The 16388-nt window shown below is 73.4% G+C and carries 18 protein-coding genes; 8 read left to right on the plus strand and 10 right to left on the minus strand.

Features of this window, described 5'->3' with window-relative positions; all coding sequences use genetic code 11:
• Positions 1 to 42 precede the first annotated feature (42 nt).
• The gene (locus BLW85_RS06435; protein WP_070026518.1) at positions 43 to 765 is read right to left on the minus strand and encodes an alpha-ketoglutarate-dependent dioxygenase AlkB family protein; all 723 of its coding nucleotides are present in this window, start codon (positions 763 to 765) and stop codon (positions 43 to 45) included.
• Positions 766 to 860: 95 nt separating this feature from the next.
• On the opposite strand from BLW85_RS06435, the gene BLW85_RS06440 reads away from it, so the two are divergent.
• A complete protein-coding gene (locus tag BLW85_RS06440) occupies positions 861 to 1994 on the plus strand; it encodes a methyltransferase (protein WP_074991349.1) in 1134 nt (377 codons plus the stop codon).
• 258 nt (positions 1995 to 2252) lie between these two features.
• The gene (locus BLW85_RS06445; protein ID WP_074991351.1) at positions 2253 to 2819 is read left to right on the plus strand and encodes a GNAT family N-acetyltransferase; all 567 of its coding nucleotides are present in this window, start codon (positions 2253 to 2255) and stop codon (positions 2817 to 2819) included.
• 251 nt (positions 2820 to 3070) lie between these two features.
• Here BLW85_RS06445 and BLW85_RS06455 read toward each other — a convergent pair whose 3' ends face one another.
• Positions 3071 to 5044 carry an NACHT domain-containing protein gene (locus BLW85_RS06455; RefSeq protein WP_074991352.1) on the minus strand — a complete coding sequence of 658 codons (1974 nt, stop codon included), beginning with the start codon at positions 5042 to 5044 and terminating at the stop codon, positions 3071 to 3073.
• A 153-nt stretch (positions 5045 to 5197) separates the two neighbouring features.
• Here BLW85_RS06455 and BLW85_RS06460 point away from each other — a divergent pair, with 153 nt between their 5' ends.
• Complete coding sequence (locus BLW85_RS06460) at positions 5198 to 5593, plus strand: hypothetical protein (RefSeq protein ID WP_239697611.1); 396 nt, start codon at positions 5198 to 5200, stop codon at positions 5591 to 5593.
• Positions 5594 to 5722: 129 nt separating this feature from the next.
• Here the strand turns inward: BLW85_RS06460 and BLW85_RS06465 are convergent, their stop codons facing one another.
• Both BLW85_RS06465 and BLW85_RS06470 read right to left on the minus strand, forming a co-directional pair.
• On the minus strand, positions 5723 to 6583 hold the full coding sequence (locus BLW85_RS06465) for a class II fructose-bisphosphate aldolase (RefSeq protein ID WP_074991354.1): 861 nt from the start codon (positions 6581 to 6583) through the stop codon (positions 5723 to 5725).
• A 39-nt stretch (positions 6584 to 6622) separates the two neighbouring features.
• On the minus strand, positions 6623 to 7525 hold the full coding sequence (locus BLW85_RS06470) for an SIS domain-containing protein (protein WP_074991356.1): 903 nt from the start codon (positions 7523 to 7525) through the stop codon (positions 6623 to 6625).
• A gap of 151 nt (positions 7526 to 7676) precedes the next feature.
• Between BLW85_RS06470 and BLW85_RS06475 the strand changes: the two genes are divergently transcribed.
• Entirely contained in the window at positions 7677 to 8456 is a 780-nt protein-coding gene (locus BLW85_RS06475; RefSeq protein WP_074991357.1) for a DeoR/GlpR family DNA-binding transcription regulator, read from the plus strand.
• A 23-nt stretch (positions 8457 to 8479) separates the two neighbouring features.
• Here BLW85_RS06475 and BLW85_RS06480 read toward each other — a convergent pair whose 3' ends face one another.
• Together BLW85_RS06480 and BLW85_RS06485 are read right to left on the minus strand one after the other, a co-directional pair.
• Positions 8480 to 8875, minus strand: coding sequence for a luciferase domain-containing protein (locus BLW85_RS06480; protein WP_167381382.1), 396 nt, complete (start codon positions 8873 to 8875; stop codon positions 8480 to 8482).
• A 308-nt stretch (positions 8876 to 9183) separates the two neighbouring features.
• Positions 9184 to 9618 (minus strand): nuclear transport factor 2 family protein, encoded by a 435-nt coding sequence (locus BLW85_RS06485; protein ID WP_074991358.1) that lies wholly within the window; start codon positions 9616 to 9618, stop codon positions 9184 to 9186.
• A gap of 177 nt (positions 9619 to 9795) precedes the next feature.
• Here BLW85_RS06485 and BLW85_RS06490 point away from each other — a divergent pair, with 177 nt between their 5' ends.
• The 3 genes from BLW85_RS06490 (at position 9796) to BLW85_RS06500 (ending at position 13110) form a co-directional block, all read left to right on the plus strand.
• A complete protein-coding gene (locus BLW85_RS06490) occupies positions 9796 to 10959 on the plus strand; it encodes an MFS transporter (RefSeq protein WP_074991359.1) in 1164 nt (387 codons plus the stop codon).
• Positions 10960 to 11177: 218 nt separating this feature from the next.
• A complete protein-coding gene (gene trpS, locus BLW85_RS06495; protein WP_079172277.1) occupies positions 11178 to 12317 on the plus strand; it encodes a tryptophan--tRNA ligase in 1140 nt (379 codons plus the stop codon).
• A 40-nt stretch (positions 12318 to 12357) separates the two neighbouring features.
• A complete protein-coding gene (locus BLW85_RS06500) occupies positions 12358 to 13110 on the plus strand; it encodes a maleylpyruvate isomerase family mycothiol-dependent enzyme (protein ID WP_074991360.1) in 753 nt (250 codons plus the stop codon).
• Positions 13111 to 13172: 62 nt separating this feature from the next.
• Here BLW85_RS06500 and BLW85_RS06505 read toward each other — a convergent pair whose 3' ends face one another.
• From BLW85_RS06505 to BLW85_RS06515, 3 genes are all read right to left on the minus strand, one after another.
• Positions 13173 to 13568: a MarR family winged helix-turn-helix transcriptional regulator gene (locus tag BLW85_RS06505; protein WP_107409077.1), complete on the minus strand. Its 396-nt coding sequence runs from the start codon at positions 13566 to 13568 to the stop codon at positions 13173 to 13175.
• 69 nt (positions 13569 to 13637) lie between these two features.
• A complete protein-coding gene (locus BLW85_RS06510; protein WP_070026505.1) occupies positions 13638 to 14486 on the minus strand; it encodes an NmrA family NAD(P)-binding protein in 849 nt (282 codons plus the stop codon).
• On the minus strand, positions 14483 to 14908 hold the full coding sequence (locus BLW85_RS06515; RefSeq protein WP_074991364.1) for a nuclear transport factor 2 family protein: 426 nt from the start codon (positions 14906 to 14908) through the stop codon (positions 14483 to 14485). The genes BLW85_RS06510 and BLW85_RS06515 overlap by 4 nt, the downstream gene beginning before the upstream one ends.
• A gap of 86 nt (positions 14909 to 14994) precedes the next feature.
• Here BLW85_RS06515 and BLW85_RS06520 point away from each other — a divergent pair, with 86 nt between their 5' ends.
• Positions 14995 to 15618: a TetR/AcrR family transcriptional regulator gene (locus tag BLW85_RS06520; RefSeq protein WP_074991366.1), complete on the plus strand. Its 624-nt coding sequence runs from the start codon at positions 14995 to 14997 to the stop codon at positions 15616 to 15618.
• A gap of 61 nt (positions 15619 to 15679) precedes the next feature.
• Here the strand turns inward: BLW85_RS06520 and BLW85_RS06525 are convergent, their stop codons facing one another.
• The gene (locus tag BLW85_RS06525; protein WP_070026502.1) at positions 15680 to 16366 is read right to left on the minus strand and encodes a TetR/AcrR family transcriptional regulator; all 687 of its coding nucleotides are present in this window, start codon (positions 16364 to 16366) and stop codon (positions 15680 to 15682) included.
• Positions 16367 to 16388: the final 22 nt, after the last annotated feature.

Here is a 16388-nt window from a genome sequence, read left to right on the forward strand (position 1 = left end):
CGAGTCTCCCATGATCCGCATCCCCGGTGGCCCGCGCCGCCGTCACAGCCCGCTCACCCGCAGGGTGATGTTCAGCCGCCCGGCCAGGCCCAGCCAGGGCGGTGCCGTGCCCGGGTGGACACGGGGCACGCCGTGGTAGGCGGTGCGGGCGGGCCCGCCGAAGACGAACAGGTCGCCGCTGCGCAGCCGCACGTCGGTGTAGGGCCGGGTCCGGGTCGCGGTGTTGCCGAAGCGGAAGACACAGGCGTCGCCGAGGCTCAGCGAGACCACGGGCGCGTCCGCGCGTTCGTCGCTGTCGCGGTGCATGCCCATGTGCGCGGCGCCGTCGTAGAAGTTGATCAGCGCGATGTCGTACGGGGCACCGGGTACGGCGTCCGGGCCGAGCGTCTCGGCCACCGCGCGCCGGGCCAGCTCGCCGAGCCGGTCCGGGAAGGGCTTGACGGGGGCGCCGTCGCCGTCGAGGGCCGTGCGGGTGTAGGCGTACGGATACGCGTGCGGTCCGGGGCACTCGGGGTTGTCCCGTACGGCCCGCCCGCACTCGGGGCAGGCGCGTACGACGCCCCAGTGCAGGCCGAGGCAGACCTGCCGCGCGGTCATGGTGCCGCCGCCCGGGGTGCGCACGGTGCGCAGTCCGGCGGGGGGCCGCGCCCAGTCCCGGCAGGCGGCGAGCAGCTCGCGCTGCCGCTCGGCGGGCAGCCAGTCCGGCAGGTGCACGGCGCCGGGCCCGAGGTCCGCGCGCCCACGGGGGAACAGTTCCGCGTCCACCTCCCCATCCTGCCCCACCGGCCCGCCCGGGGCCCCTCCCGCGCCAAGGGTCCTGAGCTGCGGTTCCGCTAGCCTGGAGCGCGATGAGCGACCGTATGACGACACCGTGGGGCGAGGTCGAGCTGTCCCGCTTCCCCGAGGATCCCCGCGACCGGCTGCGTGCCTGGGACGCCTCCGACGCCTATCTGCTGCGGCACCTGGCCGAGGAGCAGGTGCCGCTCACCGGGCAGGTGGTGGTGCTCGGGGACCGCTGGGGCGCGCTGGCCACGGCGCTGGCGGAGCACCGGCCGAGCCAGATCACCGACTCGTTCCTGGGCCAGGAGGCGACCCGCGCCAATCTGGCGCGGGCGGGTGTCGAACCCGGCGCCGTGCCGCTGCTGACCACCCAGGACCGGCCGCCCGAGCGGGTGGACGTGCTGCTGGTGCGGGTGCCGAAGAGCCTCGCGCTGCTGGAGGACCAGCTGCTGCGGCTGGCGCCGGCCGTGCACGCGGGCACGGTGGTGATCGGCACCGGCATGGTGAAGGAGATCCACACCTCCACGCTTCAGCTCTTCGAGCGGATTCTCGGTCCCACGCGGACGTCGCTGGCCCGCCAGAAGGCCCGGCTGATCTTCTGCACGCCCGACCCGGCGCTGCGCCGGCCCGCCAACCCGTGGCCGTACGTCTACGACCTCCCGGACGGCGTCGGCGCGATCTCGGGCCGCCCGGTCGTCAACCACGCGGGCGTCTTCTGCGCCGAACGGCTGGACATCGGCACCCGCTTCCTCCTCCGGCACCTCCCCGGCCCGGGCCCGGCCCGCGTGGTGGACCTGGGCTGCGGCAACGGGGTGGTCGGTACGGCGGTGGCGCTCGCCGACCCGGCCGCCGAAGTGCTCTTCGTGGACGAGTCGTTCCAGGCGGTGGCCTCGGCGGAGGCCACCTACAAGGCCAACGGGGTGCCCGGACACGCCGAGTTCCGCGTCGGCGACGGACTCACCGGGGTGGCCCCCGACAGCGTGGACCTCGTGCTGAACAACCCCCCGTTCCACTCTCACCAGGCGACCACCGACGCGACGGCCCGCCGCATGTTCACCGGAGCACGGCGGGTGCTGCGGGCCGGGGGCGAGTTGTGGGTGATCGGAAACCGGCACCTGGGCTATCACGTGACACTGAAGCGGATCTTCGGCAACTGCGAACTCGTCGCCAGCGACCCGAAGTTCGTGCTGCTGAGGGCGGTGAAGAGGAGCTGACCGCACTGATCCGAAGCGTCCGTGAGGCGCGCCGCCGACCAACTCGGCCGTGCCATCGGCACGCCGGGACCCCACCTCGCCGAGGAGCCTGCGCGCGACTGAGCGCTGTGTCTGACGGCTGAGGGCCTGAATGGGCGTCGTAGCCGAGGTCGGCGAGCGCACGGAGGCCGGCCGCGTGCAGGTGGTGGGTGAGGTGGTCATGGCCGTGCGGCGGCCGTGGGGTCTCGGCTCGGCCTCGGGCTGGCTAGGCTGCCGGCCATGACCACCGGTATGTCCACTGAGCCCGTCATCCTCGACGCCAAGGAGCTGACTTCCGATCCGGAACTGGCGGCCCGGTTCGCGGAGTCGGCCCACCGGATCCTGGCGGACCTGGTCAGCGGAGGCGCCGCGCTGGGCTGGATCGAACCACCCTCGCGGGATGAGGTGGCGGAACTTCTCGGCCACGTCGTCTGCGCGGTGCGGGCCGGGGACGCGGCCCTGCGTGCCGCCTACCTCGACCGCCGGCTCGTCGGGTTGGGGTACTGGCTGCGCTACACCCGGCCGACCCATCGGCCACACGCCGACCTGGAGAAGATCGCGGTGGATGCTGCCGTCCATGGTCGTGGCGTCGGCCGCGCACTGACCGCCGCCTTGATCGCTGACGCACGGGAGGCGGGTGTCGAGGTCCTCACCCTGGACGCCCGTGGCGACAACACCAACGCCCTGCGCCTCTACCGGTCGCTGGGCTTCACCGAATACGGCCGTCTCGCCGACTTCGTCGCCGTCGGCGAACACCGCTACGACAAGGTCTTCCACATGCTGGACTTCCGCCGGCAAAGCAGCTGACCACTGCCGCCCACGCCGACCGGTCGCCGGCCTGCGCGTACGGGCGGCCCAGCGCGATCGCCTCCGCCGCCCGGCCCCAGCCCTCCAGCAGCTCCGCCCCGGCTCGCGCCGCCGGCCACCAGTTCGCGGCGATGTACGGAGCGAGCGCCCCCAACGCCCGCTCGTGCCGTCCCCGTTGCCCGAGCAGCCGTGCCCACTCCAGCGCGCAGAACCACTCCCCTCGGCCCCTGGAACTCCGTCGGAACATTCACCTAGGCGTCGGACGTGAGAGGGTGCGGGTTGGCCGCCAGCCAGGCTTGCAGTTCGCGGTGGCGGAACTGATAGGCCGGGCCGGCCAGCCGGAGCAGGCCGAGCCCGGTGGCCCAGTCCAGGAAAGAGCCGAGCCGGAGCGGCAGCAGTCGGCGGGAGGCCAACACGAAAGCCAGGTGGAGTTGGTACAGGCCGCCGGTGAAGGTCAGGGTGATGAACACGCCCTCGGCGACGGCGAGCACCGCGATGTCATGGGCGTCGTGGCCGAAGCCGAACGGCGCGCCGACTCCGGTCAGCAGGCCGCCGACCACGCCGGCCACCAAGTCCTCGCGCAGCACGGTGCGGGGGGAGCGGGCCGGTTTGGAGGGGTTGACGTAGGACGCGGCCGCCAGCGCGGACAGCGGCATCAGGACGGCCGACACCGGTGGCAGGTGGCCGGGGAAGAACCGGTGGAGGAATGCGGCGCCGCCGACCGCCATCAGCAGCACGAAGACCAGCGCGGGCCAGGTCCAGCCCGTCATGCCGAGCCGCAGGCTGCGCGGGCGCCGGGCGAACCGTGTGCGGGAGAAGCCGAGCGCGAGCAGCTCCCACACCCACATCGTCGACACCAGGTCCGCGTCGGCCGGGTGGTCCAACGGCAGGTACGGGGCGAGCAATCCGAAGATCGCGCCGACCAGCAGGATGACACTCGTCTGGACCCGGAGGGCGAGCTGGGGTCGCATCCGCCAGAGTTCGTGCAGGGTCAGCACGGCGCGGGACTCGGTGCCGCCGCCTGCGGTCTCCAGGTGCCGGGCGAGCTGGTGGAGCCAGCGGTGCACGTTCGCCGGGTGGTGGCGCGCGGTGGCCGCCGGCAGCGCCGGGTCCGGCTTCAGGAGCGCGGGGATGTACCGGTTCAGCAGGTGCCGGTCGAGCTGCTCGGCGTTGCGGAACCGGGTGAGTTCGGCGGGGTCGCCGTCGGTGGCGTAGCTGCGCGCGACCAGGCAGAGCCGCCAGGGAGTGGAGAGCAACCGGGCGAGTGGCGAGCGGGGTTGCGCGGCCAGCCGCTTCAGCAGCGGCTGCCAGCGGTCCTGCTCGGCGGCCCGCTCGGTGAGGTAGCCGAGGGCGGTGGCACGCTCGATCGGCTCGACCTCGACCCGGGCCGCGTCGAGCAGTCGGCGCGCCTCGGGGTCGTACTGCCCTTGTGCGAGCGCGTCGTAGGCCTCCGAGCGGCAGGTGAGGATGACCGCGTCGTGCTGCAGCCCGGTGTGCAGGCCGTTGATCGCGCGCAGTGCCGCCCGGGCCCGGGGGGCGGCCGGATCGGGTCTGCCGTTCGCCAGCGGCGGATCCATCTCGTCCAGACCGTCCAGGACGGGCAGCACGCGCTGCTCGCCGACCAGGCGGCGCGCCTTCCGCTTGGTCCAGCGGTAGGTCTTGTGCAGGTAGTCGGTCAGGAAGTCGGCGAAACCGACTCCGCTGGGCCAGTCGGCGAGGGGTATCCGTACCGGGACGGGGTCGTCCGCTCCGCGGTCCTGGAGCAGCGCGATCATCAGCTCCATCGCGAGCACCGTCTTCCCGGCGCCGCCGGCTCCGGTGATGACCAGTCGGCGCGGGTCGAGCTCGCGGTAGTACCGGGCAACGCCCGGCGTGTCCGCAGCTTCGGTCAGCTGCCGGCCGGCCGGGCCGGCCTTCCGGGCCTCCCGGCCCGGCTGGGCGACGAGCGTGTAGCTCAGGTCGATGCGCTGCAGCGAGTGCCCCAGCAGGCGGCGGCACTCGGTGCCCTCCAGGTGGAGCACCTGCCGGGCGAGTTCGGCTGCCCAGTCCCGCGGCCCGGGCAGGTGACGGATGAACACGTTGCCGGCCTGGATCAGGTAGCCGTTGGTGATCGTGCCGCTGAACCTGTTGTCGACCTGGAGGGTGGTCGGTGTGTCGCCGGGGATGCTCCGGCTCCTCGTCCGCACCCGGTGCGCCTTGGTCTGGCGTTGCGCTCTCGGTTCCATGGCGTTCCCCCAGCCGTCCGGTCCCGTCGACTGCACCGGACACCCTACGGCAGGTACACGTCGCTCCGGTTCGCCTGATTGCCCGTCAGTCCGGCCGCACGAGTCGTAGCTTGGGGGCGAAGGCTCGACAGGGAGGGGTGCACGGTGGATCCGATGACGGTGACCACACTGCTCGCGGCGTTCGCGGGCGGGGCCGGCGGCGAGGCGGGCAAGCAGGCGCTGCAGGGGGCCCTGAGGGTGATGCGACGGCCGTTCCAGCGGCCCGCGCACCTGCCGACCGCGAGCAGCGGGGAGGCGGAGCTGGTCGCACTGCAGCAGGCGCCCGGTGATCCGGCACTGGCCCAGCAGCTGAGCATCGCACTGGGGATGCGGGCGGCGCTGGACCCGGAGTTCGCCGGTGAGCTGTCGGCATGGGAGGAAGGTGCGAAGCAGGTGCGGGTCAACGGCGACGTGGTGATCAACACCATCAACGGCGGCGACTTCAGCGGTGTGACGATCCAGGCCGGGAGGGTCAACAACTTCCAGACCCCGCCGGGCGGCCAGGGCTGACCCGCGGCCGAAAGGCGTGACGGAGCGCCCGGCCCCCTGCGGCCGGGGGCTCCCGAGCGTCATGGCTGACGGTTCGTGACTTCGCCGCTCGCCGCGAGGGCAGTGCGGCCGGTCCCGCGAGACCCCGCGTCAGTCCCGGTTCGCGGCGAGCACCCCGATGATCCGCCGCACCTCCTCGGCCATCGCCTCCCGCCCCACGCTGAGGTACTTGCGCGAGTCGACCGCCTCCGGATGCGTGGCGAGGAACTCCCGGATCGCCCCGGTCATGGCGATGTTGAGCGCCGTACCCACGTTGACCTTGGCGATGCCGCCCGCGACCGCCGCCACCAGGCCGTCGTCCGGCACCCCGGAGGACCCGTGCAGCACCAGCGGCACGGACAGCGCGGCGGACAGCTGTTTGAGCAGGGCGTGGTCGAGGGCGGCGGTGCGGGTCGTCATGGCGTGGCTGCTGCCGACGGCGACGGCGAGGGCGTCGACCCCGGTCCCGGCGACGAAGTCCCGCGCCTGGGCTGGGTCGGTACGGGCACCGGGCGCATGGGCGTCCAGCGGCGGCCGTCCGTCCTTGCCGCCGACCTCCCCCAACTCGGCCTCGATGTGGAGTCCTTGGGAGTGGGCCCAGTCCGCCGCGGCCCGGGTCGCGGCGAGGTTGTCGGCGTAGGGCAGCCGGGCCGCGTCGTACATCACCGAGCTGAAGCCGGCGTCCGGCGCCTGCCGCAACAGGTCGTCGCTCTGCACATGGTCCAGGTGCAACGCCACCGGGACCGCGGCGCGTTCGGCGGCGGCACCGGCGGCACGGGCCAGCGGCAGCAGCCGCCCGTACCGGAACTTGACCGCGTTCTCGCTGACCTGGAGGACGACGGGGGCGCCGGCCGCCTCGGCACCGGCGATGACGGCTTCGACGTGTTCCAGTGTGATGACGTTGAACGCGGCGACGGCACTGCGGGCTTCGGCGGCACGGGTCACCAGCTCGCCGGTGGACGCGAGGGGCACTTCGGGTGTCCTTCCGGGGCGCGGTACGGCGGGGACGGGTCAGGCGGTCTCGGCGGCGTCCGGGGTCAGGATCACCGAGCGGGTGAGGTGGCGGGGGCGGTCGGGGTCGAGTCCCCGCGCGGCGGCGACGGCGACCGCGAGCCGCTGGGCGCGGACGAGTTCGGCGAGCGGGTCGAGGCCGCCCGCGATCCACAACCCGCCGGTCTCGCGGACCTGTTCGGCGAGACCGTCGGGCGCCTCGCCGAACATCCACGCGGCCCTGCCCGCCGTGGTGATGCTGATCGGGCCGTGCCGGTACTCCATCGCCGGGTAGGCCTCGGTCCAGGAGAGGGATGCCTCGCGCATCTTCAGCCCGGCCTCGTTGGCGAGCCCGACCGTCCAGCCGCGCCCCAGGAAGGTGAACTGGGTGCATGCGACCAGTTCCCGGGGAAGGTCGGTGGTGAGCGCGGTGCGGGCGTCGGCGACGACGGAGTCCGTGTGCAGGCCGAGATGGGCGCGCAGGAGGGTGAGGGCGGTGGTGGCGAACCGGGTCTGGACGACGGAGCGCTCGTCCGCGAAGTCCAGGACGACGAGATCGTCGGCGGCGGTCATCACGGGCGTCGCGGGGTCGGCGGTGACGGCCGTGGTCCTGGTCCCCGTCCCCTTCAGCCGGCCGAGCAGATCCAGCACCTCGGTGGTGGTGCCGGAGCGGGTCAGGGCGACCACCCGGTCGTACGACCGTCCGTGCGGGAACTCGGAGGCGGCGAACGCGTCGGTCTCGCCCTGTCCCGCGCCCTCGCGCAGTGCGGCCACCGACTGCGCCATGAAGTAGGAGGTCCCGCAGCCCACGACGGCGACCCGTTCGCCCGGCGCCGGCAGCGCGTCCCGGTGCCGCCCCGCCTCCTCGGCCGCTCGTGTCCAGCACGCGGGCTGACTGGTCAGCTCGTCCTCGACATGGGTCATCTGCCCACACCCTCCCCTGGCCCGGATGATTGTTCCTGCAAGATATAGCGAGCTTTCAAGCACAATCAAGCATTTCGGTGGGCGCGGGGGCGCACCACGGGGGTGCGCTAGGGTCACGGCTCGGGGAACGACCGGAGAACGGAGGCCGCGGATGTCCCGGGACGCCCGCTGGAAGGCGCTGCTGGAGCTGCTCGTGGAGCGCGGCCGGCTGGACGTCGAGGAGGCGGCGGCGGAGCTGGCGGTGTCGGCGGCGACGATCCGCCGGGACTTCGACCACCTGGCCGAGCAGCAGATGCTGGTCCGCACCCGGGGCGGCGCGGTGGTGCACGGGGTCTCCTACGAGCTGCCGCTGCGCTACAAGACGGCCCGCCGCGCCTCCGAGAAGCAGCGCATCGCCCGGGCGGTGGCCGAACTGGTCGCACCGGGCGAGGCGGTGGGGCTGACCGGTGGCACGACCACCACGGAGGTGGCCCGCGCCCTGGCCGTGCGCGGCGATCTGGCCTCCGGCTCCCCGGCGCTGACCGTGGTCACCAACGCGCTCAACATCGCCAACGAGCTGGCCGTGCGGCCCCAGTTCAAGATCGTGGTCACCGGAGGGGTGGCCCGGCCGCAGTCGTACGAGCTGATCGGGCCGCTCGCGGACGGGGTGCTCGGGCAGATCAGGCTGGACGTGGCGGTGCTCGGGGTGGTCGCCTTCGACGTGACGCACGGCGCGGCGGCGCACGACGAGGCCGAGGCGGCGATCAACCGGCTGCTGTGCGAGCGCGCCGAACGCGTGGTGGTCGCCGCGGACTCCAGCAAGCTGGGCCGGCGGGCGTTCGCCCGGATCTGCCCCGCGCACCTGGTGGACACGCTGGTGACGGATGCGGCGGCGGACCCGGAGACAGTCCGCGGCATCGAGGAGGCCGGGATCCGGGTCGTCACCGTCTGACACCGCGCGGTGCCCGGCCGTCCTCAGAACGCCCCGAGATCCGCCTTCACGAACCCGGCGCCCCGCTGGTCGTTGCACCCGACCAGTGGCCGTTCGGCCGGGTCGGACGGGGCCTGCTGCGCCTGGAGCGCCACGCTGACCAGGGTCAGCAGCAGGTCCACGTCGCTCGCGGCGTCGAGGCGGAGGGTCACCCACTGCGAGCCGGGCACGATCCTGATCGCACCCGTGTGCCTGAGGTCTTTCGCGAACCGGCGGATCGCCCGGTCGGTCAGCCGCAGATCGACGTCGCGCTCGGAGTGGAAGTGGACGATCTCACCCTTGGCGGAGCTCACCGCCTGTCCCTGACCGCAGCTCGGCACGGCCTGTCTCAGGTCCGGCCAGGTCGCCAATTGCGCGAGCGCGCGCGAGGCCAACGTCATGGGCCCATCATGACGCGCTCACCCCGTTGCAACCAGCGCGTGAGCAAGCATTAACCGACCTGTATCCGCGCCGGATTCATCCACCCATACACCCGTACGAACGTAAACCGGCCACCGCGTCCGGAAGTTGACCGTCGTTCGTCGAAATCCCTGCGGTCGGAGCCGACTTCGGGATCAGGTTTCGGGCAGTTCACCGCTCTTGCTCCGGGCGGCCGTGCCGAGCGACGATCCGGCCTGGTCCGGACGGAAGCCCCTGGGAGGGCTCCGACCGCGCTCGTCCGGGCCACGGCCCGCACGGCCGGCAGGGTCTAACCGCGCAGGTGCCCGCCCACGTCCCCCACCAGATGGATGCGCACGCGCCGCTCCACGAACCGCCATCGGCCGTCCCCAAGTTCGAAGCGGTCGGCGTACCGGCCGGCGGCGATGGGCCGCAACGGCAGATCGGGCAGGGCCTGGAAGACGGTGACGTAGGAGCGCGCGGCGGCGGTGCCCGTGGCCGCGTCCACCTCCACGGCGACATTCGTCGTGGCGTGGTGGGTACGCGGTGTGCCGTCCTCGTACAGGATCACGGTGTCCCGAAGCATCCTTTCGACGCCCTCGCTCCCCCGCACGGGACCACCGCTCCCGATGAACACGGCGTCGGCGAACAGCGCCCCGACCCCGGCGAAGTCACCGTCGTCGACCAACTCGGCGTATCTCGCGATCAGGTTCGTGACTGCGGACGTGTCCGCGGCTGCGCTCATGACACGTGAGGGTACGACCCCCGGCCCACCGCACACCGAAAGGCGGGAAGCGAATCAGGACCGCCCGGTGATCGGCCGCCAGCCGCGCGAGCCGACCCTCAACCCCTTGCCCCACCTCCCGGCCCACCCTAGGCTGACTTTGTGCCGCTAATAAACAAAACCCGAACGCACAGCGTCGTGCCGGGCCGGGAACTCGTCGGGCTGCGGGTCGCGATCACCGCATTCTTCGCCTTGGACGGGTTCATCTTCTCGGGCTGGGTGGTGCGCATCCCGGACATCAAGCACCAGACCCACGCCTCCGCCGGAGCCCTCGGACTCGCCCTGCTCGGGGTGTCCGCGGGGGCCGTGCTCACCATGACCATGACCGGCCGCCTGTGCCGGCGCTACGGCAGCCATCCGGTGACCGTGGTCTGCATGGCCGTCCTGGCGCTCAGCGTCGCCCTGCCCCCGCTGACCCGTTCCGTGGCCGCGCTCGGCGCCGTCCTGCTGCTCTTCGGCGCGGCCTACGGGGGCGTGAACGTCGCGTTCAACAGCGCGGCCGTCGACCTCGTCGCCGCCGTGCGCCGGCCCATCATGCCCAGCTTCCACGCCGCCTTCAGCCTCGGCGGGATGGTCGGCGCGGGGCTCGGCGGGCTGGTCGCCGGACACCTCTCCCCCACCCGGCACCTGCTCGGGATCACCGTGGTCGGCCTGCTGGTCACGGCCGTCGCCGGGCGCGCTCTGCTGCGGTACGAACCTCCGGCGGCGGACCGCGCGAGGCCGCCGGCGGCCGGGGAGGACCCGGCGCCGCGCGGCGGCCGGCGGGGACTCGTCGTCGTCTTCGGGCTGGTCGCGCTGTGCACCGCGTACGGCGAGGGCGCCATGGCCGACTGGGGCGCCCTCCACCTCAAGCAGGACCTGACCGCGTCCGCGGGCACGGCGGCGGCCGGATACGCCTGTTTCACGCTGGCCATGACCATCGGCCGGCTCACGGGGTCGGCGCTGCTGGCGCGCCTCGGCCGCGCCCGTACGGTGATCGCCGGGGGCTCCGTGGCGACCGCGGGCATGCTGCTCGGCTCGCTCGCGCCGTCGCTCTGGGCGGCGCTGGCCGGCTTCGCCGTGACCGGGCTGGGACTCGCCAATCTCTTCCCGGTCGCCGTGGAGCGGGCCGGCGCCCTGGCCGGGCCCTCCGGGGTCGCCGTCGCCTCCACCCTGGGGTACGGCGGCATGCTGCTGGGGCCGCCCACGATCGGCTTCATGGCCGACTGGTTCTCCCTGCCCACCGCGCTGACCAGCGTGGCCGCGCTGGCCGCCGTGGCCGCCGTCATCGGGGTCGCGACCCGCCACGTGATGAACGGCTGAGCCTTCGGGCAGGACCGCGCTGGCCGGGCGCGGCCTGCCCCGGTACACTTCCCGCATGCATCTTTCGTCGTGTCCGTGCTGGTGGCGCTCCTCGTAGGAGCGGCCGCCACGCAGGCATGAACCGGGGCCGTTCGTCATGGACGGCCCTTTTCCGTGTCCCTGGAAGCCAGGGGTCCGGCCGTCCCGACGGCCCCGCCGACCCACCACCAGGAGACCGCATGACCACCCACCCGCAGACCGCACCGGCCGCGCACCCCGGGACCGCCGCGGTCCCCGAGACCGGCGAGGGACCCGCGGCGTCCGACGCGCTCGGGACGTCCGCCGCGCAGACCCGCAGCGCGGAGCTGGAGAAGCTGATCGCCGAGGACCCGGGGCGGTTCCGGGTGCTGACCGGCGACCGGCCCACCGGCAGACTGCACCTCGGCCACTACTTCGGCACCCTGCACAACCGGGTCCGGCTGCAGAACCTCGGCGTGGAACTCTTCGTGATCGTCGCCGACTACCAGGTGCTGACCGACCGGGACGTCGCGGACGACCTCAAGGGGCACGTCGAGGAGCTGGTCCTCGACTACCTCGCCATCGGCGTGGACCCGGAGCGCAGCACGATCTTCACGCACAGCGCCGTCCCCGCGCTCAACCAGCTGATGCTGCCCTTCCTCAGCCTCGTCTCCGTCGCCGAGCTCAACCGCAACCCCACCGTCAAGGACGAGATCGCGCACTCCCGCCAGTCCGCCGTCAGCGGGCTGATGTTCACCTATCCCGTGCACCAGGCCGCCGACATCCTCTTCTGCAAGGCGAACCTGGTGCCCGTCGGCCAGGACCAGCTCCCCCACCTGGAGATCACCCGCACCATCGCCCGCCGCTTCAACGACCGCTACGGGCAGGGCCGTTCGGTCTTCCCCCGGCCCGAGGCCCTGCTGTCCAGCGCCCCGCTGCTGCTCGGCACGGACGGCACCAAGATGAGCAAGAGCCGGGGCAACGCCATCACCCTGGCCGCCGACGCCGACGAGACCGCGCGACTGCTCAAGGGCGCCAAGACCGACTCCGAGCGGCACATCGCCTACGACCCGGCGGGCCGCCCCGAGGTCGCCTCGCTGCTGCTGCTCGCGGCGCTGTGCCAGGACCGGACCCCCGAGGAGGTGGCCGGCGACATCGGTTCCGCGGGCGCGGCGGCGCTGAAGAAGACCGTGACGGAGGCGGTCAACGAGTACCTGGCACCGATCCGCGCACGCCGGGCCGAGTACGCCCGGGACCGCGCCCAGATCCGCCGCATCCTGCGCGAGGGCAACGAGCGGGCCAACGCCGTGGCCGACGCCACCCTCGCCGAAGTGCGTGCCGCGATGAACAGCGACTACTGACACCGTGGTCCGGCGGGGAACCCTCGGGCACACTCGCCCCATGGAGACTGCCGACTTCCTCGAAACCCTCGACCGCGAGGGCCGGTCGCTCGCCGCGGCCGCCGCGCGGGCCGGCACCGACGCCAAGGTGCCGACCTGCCCCGACTGGCAGGTGCGCGATCTGCTGCGGCACACGGGCGCCGTCCACCGGTGGGCCGCGGGCTTCGTCGCCGAGGGGCGGGGCGAGCCCCGGCCCATGGACGAGGCGCCGGACCTCGACGGGGCCGAGCTGGTGGCCTGGTACGCCGACAGCCACCGGCAGTTGGTGGACACCCTGGCCGCCGCCCCCGCCGACCTGGAGTGCTGGACCTTCCTGCCGTTGCCGGACCTCCCGCCCCTGGCGTTCTGGGCGAGGCGGCAGGCGCACGAGACGACCGTGCACCGGTACGACGCCGGGGCGGCCCGGGGCGGAACGCCCTCCCCGATCGACGCGGACTTCGCGGTCGACGGCATCGACGAGTTGCTGCTCGGCTTCCACGCCCGGTCCCGGAGCCGGGTGCGGACGCCGGAGCCGAAGGCGCTGCGGGTCCGCACCACGGACGCGGCGGACGGAACGGGGGACGCGGTGTGGACCGTACGGCTCACCGCGCACGCCGCACCGCTGGCGACCCGGGGGGCGGCCGGCGACGCGGACGCCAAACTCTCCGGCCCCGCCGACCGGTTGTACCTCGCACTGTGGAACCGCGAACCGGTGCCGCGGGTCACCGGGGACCACTCGCTCGCCACCCGGTGGCGGGAGACGTCCGGTATCTGACGGACCGTCAGTCGCTGTCGGTAATTGACGTCCGTCAGTCGCTGCCGGTAATTGACGTTCCGTCAGTCGCTGTCGGCCAGCATCCGGGCCAGCACCGCGCGCTGCACCGGCCGTATCTCCGCGTGCAGCGCGCGGCCCTTCGCGGTGAGGGCCACCCGTACGCCCCGCCGGTCCTCCGCACACATGGCCCGCTCGACCAACCCCTCTTTCTCCAGGCGGCCGATGAGCCGGGACAGCGCGCTCTGGGTGAGGTGCACGCGCTCGGAGATCTTCTGGATGCGGTGGGCCCGGCGGGCCGCTCCCCCGCTCCGGGCCAGCAGGTCGAGGACCTCGAAGTCGCTGGCGCACAGGCCGTGGGCCTGCAGCGTCCGGTCCAGTTCGCACTGGGTCCTGGCATGCAGGGCGCGAATGTCCCGCCACCGTTCCACGAGTTCCTGCTCGTCCGTCTTCGGCGCCATCAACGCACCGTAGCAGCACCATGGTTGGGTAAAAACCGGTGGCACCGGACCGCGTGGAGCGCCGGCCCGTCAGCCGGTTCCCGGCGCCTCCCGCTCCAGGAGGGCCCGGAAGGAGCCCGGGGGCCGGCCGGTGACGCGCCGGACGGTGTCGGTGACCCGGTCCTCCGCGCCCCCGGCGATGGCACGGTCCAGGTCGGCCAGGATGGCGGCGAACTCCGCCGGGAGGTGGTCCGCGAGCCGATCGCGCAACTGCTCGCGGGTCAGCCGCTGGTGGACCACGGGCCGGCCGGTGACCTCGGTGAGGAGCGCGGCGATGTCGTCGTGGCCGAGGGCCTCGGGTCCGGTGAGGACGAGATCGGTGCCGGGGGCCCGCTCGTCGGTCAGGGCGCGGACGGCGACGGCCGCGATGTCCTCGGCGTCGACGAAGCCGACCCGGCCGCCGCCGGTGGCGGTGCGGATGACGCCCTCCTCGCGGATGCTCACCGCGTGCGGGTGCGTGCCGGTGAAGTTCTGCATGAACCAGGAGGGCCGCAACACCGCCCACTCGTCGAACAGTTCGGGCAGAACCTGGTGCACCTGCCCCACGGCGGGGCCGCCCTCGGGGACGGCCGAGGAGCTGAGCAGCACCGCCCGGCGCACCCCTGCGGCGCGGGCGCGCCGCAGGAACGGCAGCATGACCGCCGCGGGGTCGGGATCACCCACGGGCGGTACCAGGTAGACGCGGTCGGCTCCGGCGAGGGCGGCGGTGTGGGTGGCGGGGTCGTACCAGTCGAAGACGACCGGTTCGGCTCCGGCGACCGCGGTGGCGCGGCGCGCGGCCGCCCTGACGCGATGGCCGGCCGCCGTCAGCCGCGCCACGGTGCGGCTGCCGGTGGTGCCGGTGGCGCCGATGACCAGTGTGGTGCCGGTGGTGGTCATCGGTCGCTCCCGGCGAAGTCGACGCCGGGTTCGAGGACGGCGAGCGGATTCCAGTAGTCGCGGTAGTTGGTGATGCGCCCGTCCCGGACGGTCACGACGGCGATGTACGTCATGTCGTAGGGGGCACCGGTCTCCACCAGGCGGCCGACGCCGCGCATCTCGGCCACGATGGTCTCCGGGTCGGTGGTCTCGTGGATCCGCAGGTCGGTGAAGTCCCGCAGATCGATGTGGTCGGGGTAGTGGCGCATGTAGGCGGCGACGGCATCCTTGCCCGCCAGGCGCCGGGGCCATCCCTCGGGGGCGAAGGGGAACTCCATCAGGCCGTCCTCGGCCCACAGGCCGACCCACGCGGGGATGGCCTTGTCGAGCAGGAGTCGCAGGCCGTGGCGGTACAGCTCCGCCGGGGAAGTCGGTGCGGACACGGGTATCCTCCAGTCCATAGAATACGGACCCTGGGTCCGCTTTGACGATACGGACCGCGGGTCCGCTTTGCAAACGGAGGAGCAGCATGCCCGAGCCGAGGTCCCGCAAGGACGCCGCGCGCAACCGGGAGGCCGTGCTCGCGGCCGCCGACGCGCTGTTCGCGCGTCGCGAGAGTCCCGAGGACGTCACCATGGCGGAGGTCGCGGCGGCTGCCGGGGTCGGCAAGGGCACCCTCTTCCGGGCCTTCGGCGATCGCGCCGGGCTGCTGCGCGCGCTGTACGAGGCACGGCTCGAACCGGTCAGGGAGGCCGTCGAGTCCGGCCCGCCGCCGCTGGGACCCGCGACCCCGCCACTGGAGCGCGTGCCCGCGCTGCTCGACGCCGTCCTGTGCTTCAAACTCGACAACCGGCGCCTCGCGCTGGCCCTGGAGGAGGGCGGCGACAGCCCGTACCGGGCGGAGCACTACGAACGGTGGCACCGCATGCTGCGGGCCGTCCTGGAGCGGATCCCCGGGCTGCCCGACGGCGACTTCACCGCCCACGCCCTGCTCGCCGCCACCCGCGCCGACCTCGTCGAACACCTGGCGGGCGGGGAACGCGTGCCCCGCGAGCGGCTGCGGGCCCAGCTGGCGGAGTTCACGTCCAGGGTCCTGACCCCCGGCCGGGCGCAGCGAACGGCCGCCGACGGCCAGGGCCTCTCGTTCGGATGACGGCCGGGCTCGAGGGCCCGGCACGCGCACCTGCCGCGTCGTCGTCGGTCGCCGAAAGGACCTAGCGCAGCCCCACCCCCCGCGCCAGCTCCGTCGCCGCGTGCCGGAAGAACCGCTCCCGGTCCTCGACCACCTTGTGGAACTGGCCGAACAGTTCGAAGCTCACCAGGCCGAACAGCTGGGCCCAGGCGGCGATGAGGGCGGCGGCCGCCTCGGGGGGCAGATCGGGGGCGAGGTCGGCGGCCATGCGCTCGGCCTCGGGGCGCAGCGCGTCGGGCAGCCGGAGGTCGGCGAGGCCGGGGCCCTGGTGGGCGTCGCGGACGATGCCGATGAGCACCAGACCGGTGCGGGCGGCTGACGGGATGGTGGTCTCGGGGGCGGCGTAACCGGGCACCGGCGAGCCGTAGATCAGCGCGTACTCGTGCGGGTGGTCGAGCGCCCAGCGCCGCACCGCCTCGCAGACGGCCGTGAAGCGGGCCGCGGGAGCGGCGTCCGCGGCGGCGTCGCGCGCCTTCTCCGCGGCGGCGCCGAGGGCGTCGTACGCGTCGATGATCAGAGCGGTCAGCAGTTCGTCGCGGCTGGGGAAGTACCGGTAGAGCGCGCTGGACACCATGCCCAGCTCGCGGGCGACGGCCCGCAGGGAGAGCTTGGCGGCACCCTCGGCCGCCAGCTGCCTGCGAGCCTCCTCCTTGATGGCCGCGGTCACCTCGTTCCTGGCCCGCGCACGGGCGCCCTGTGCAGTGGTCATACCCCGCAGTCTGCCACGCCCG

This window comes from Streptomyces misionensis, from assembly GCF_900104815.1.
GTDB lineage: Bacteria > Actinomycetota > Actinomycetes > Streptomycetales > Streptomycetaceae > Streptomyces > Streptomyces misionensis.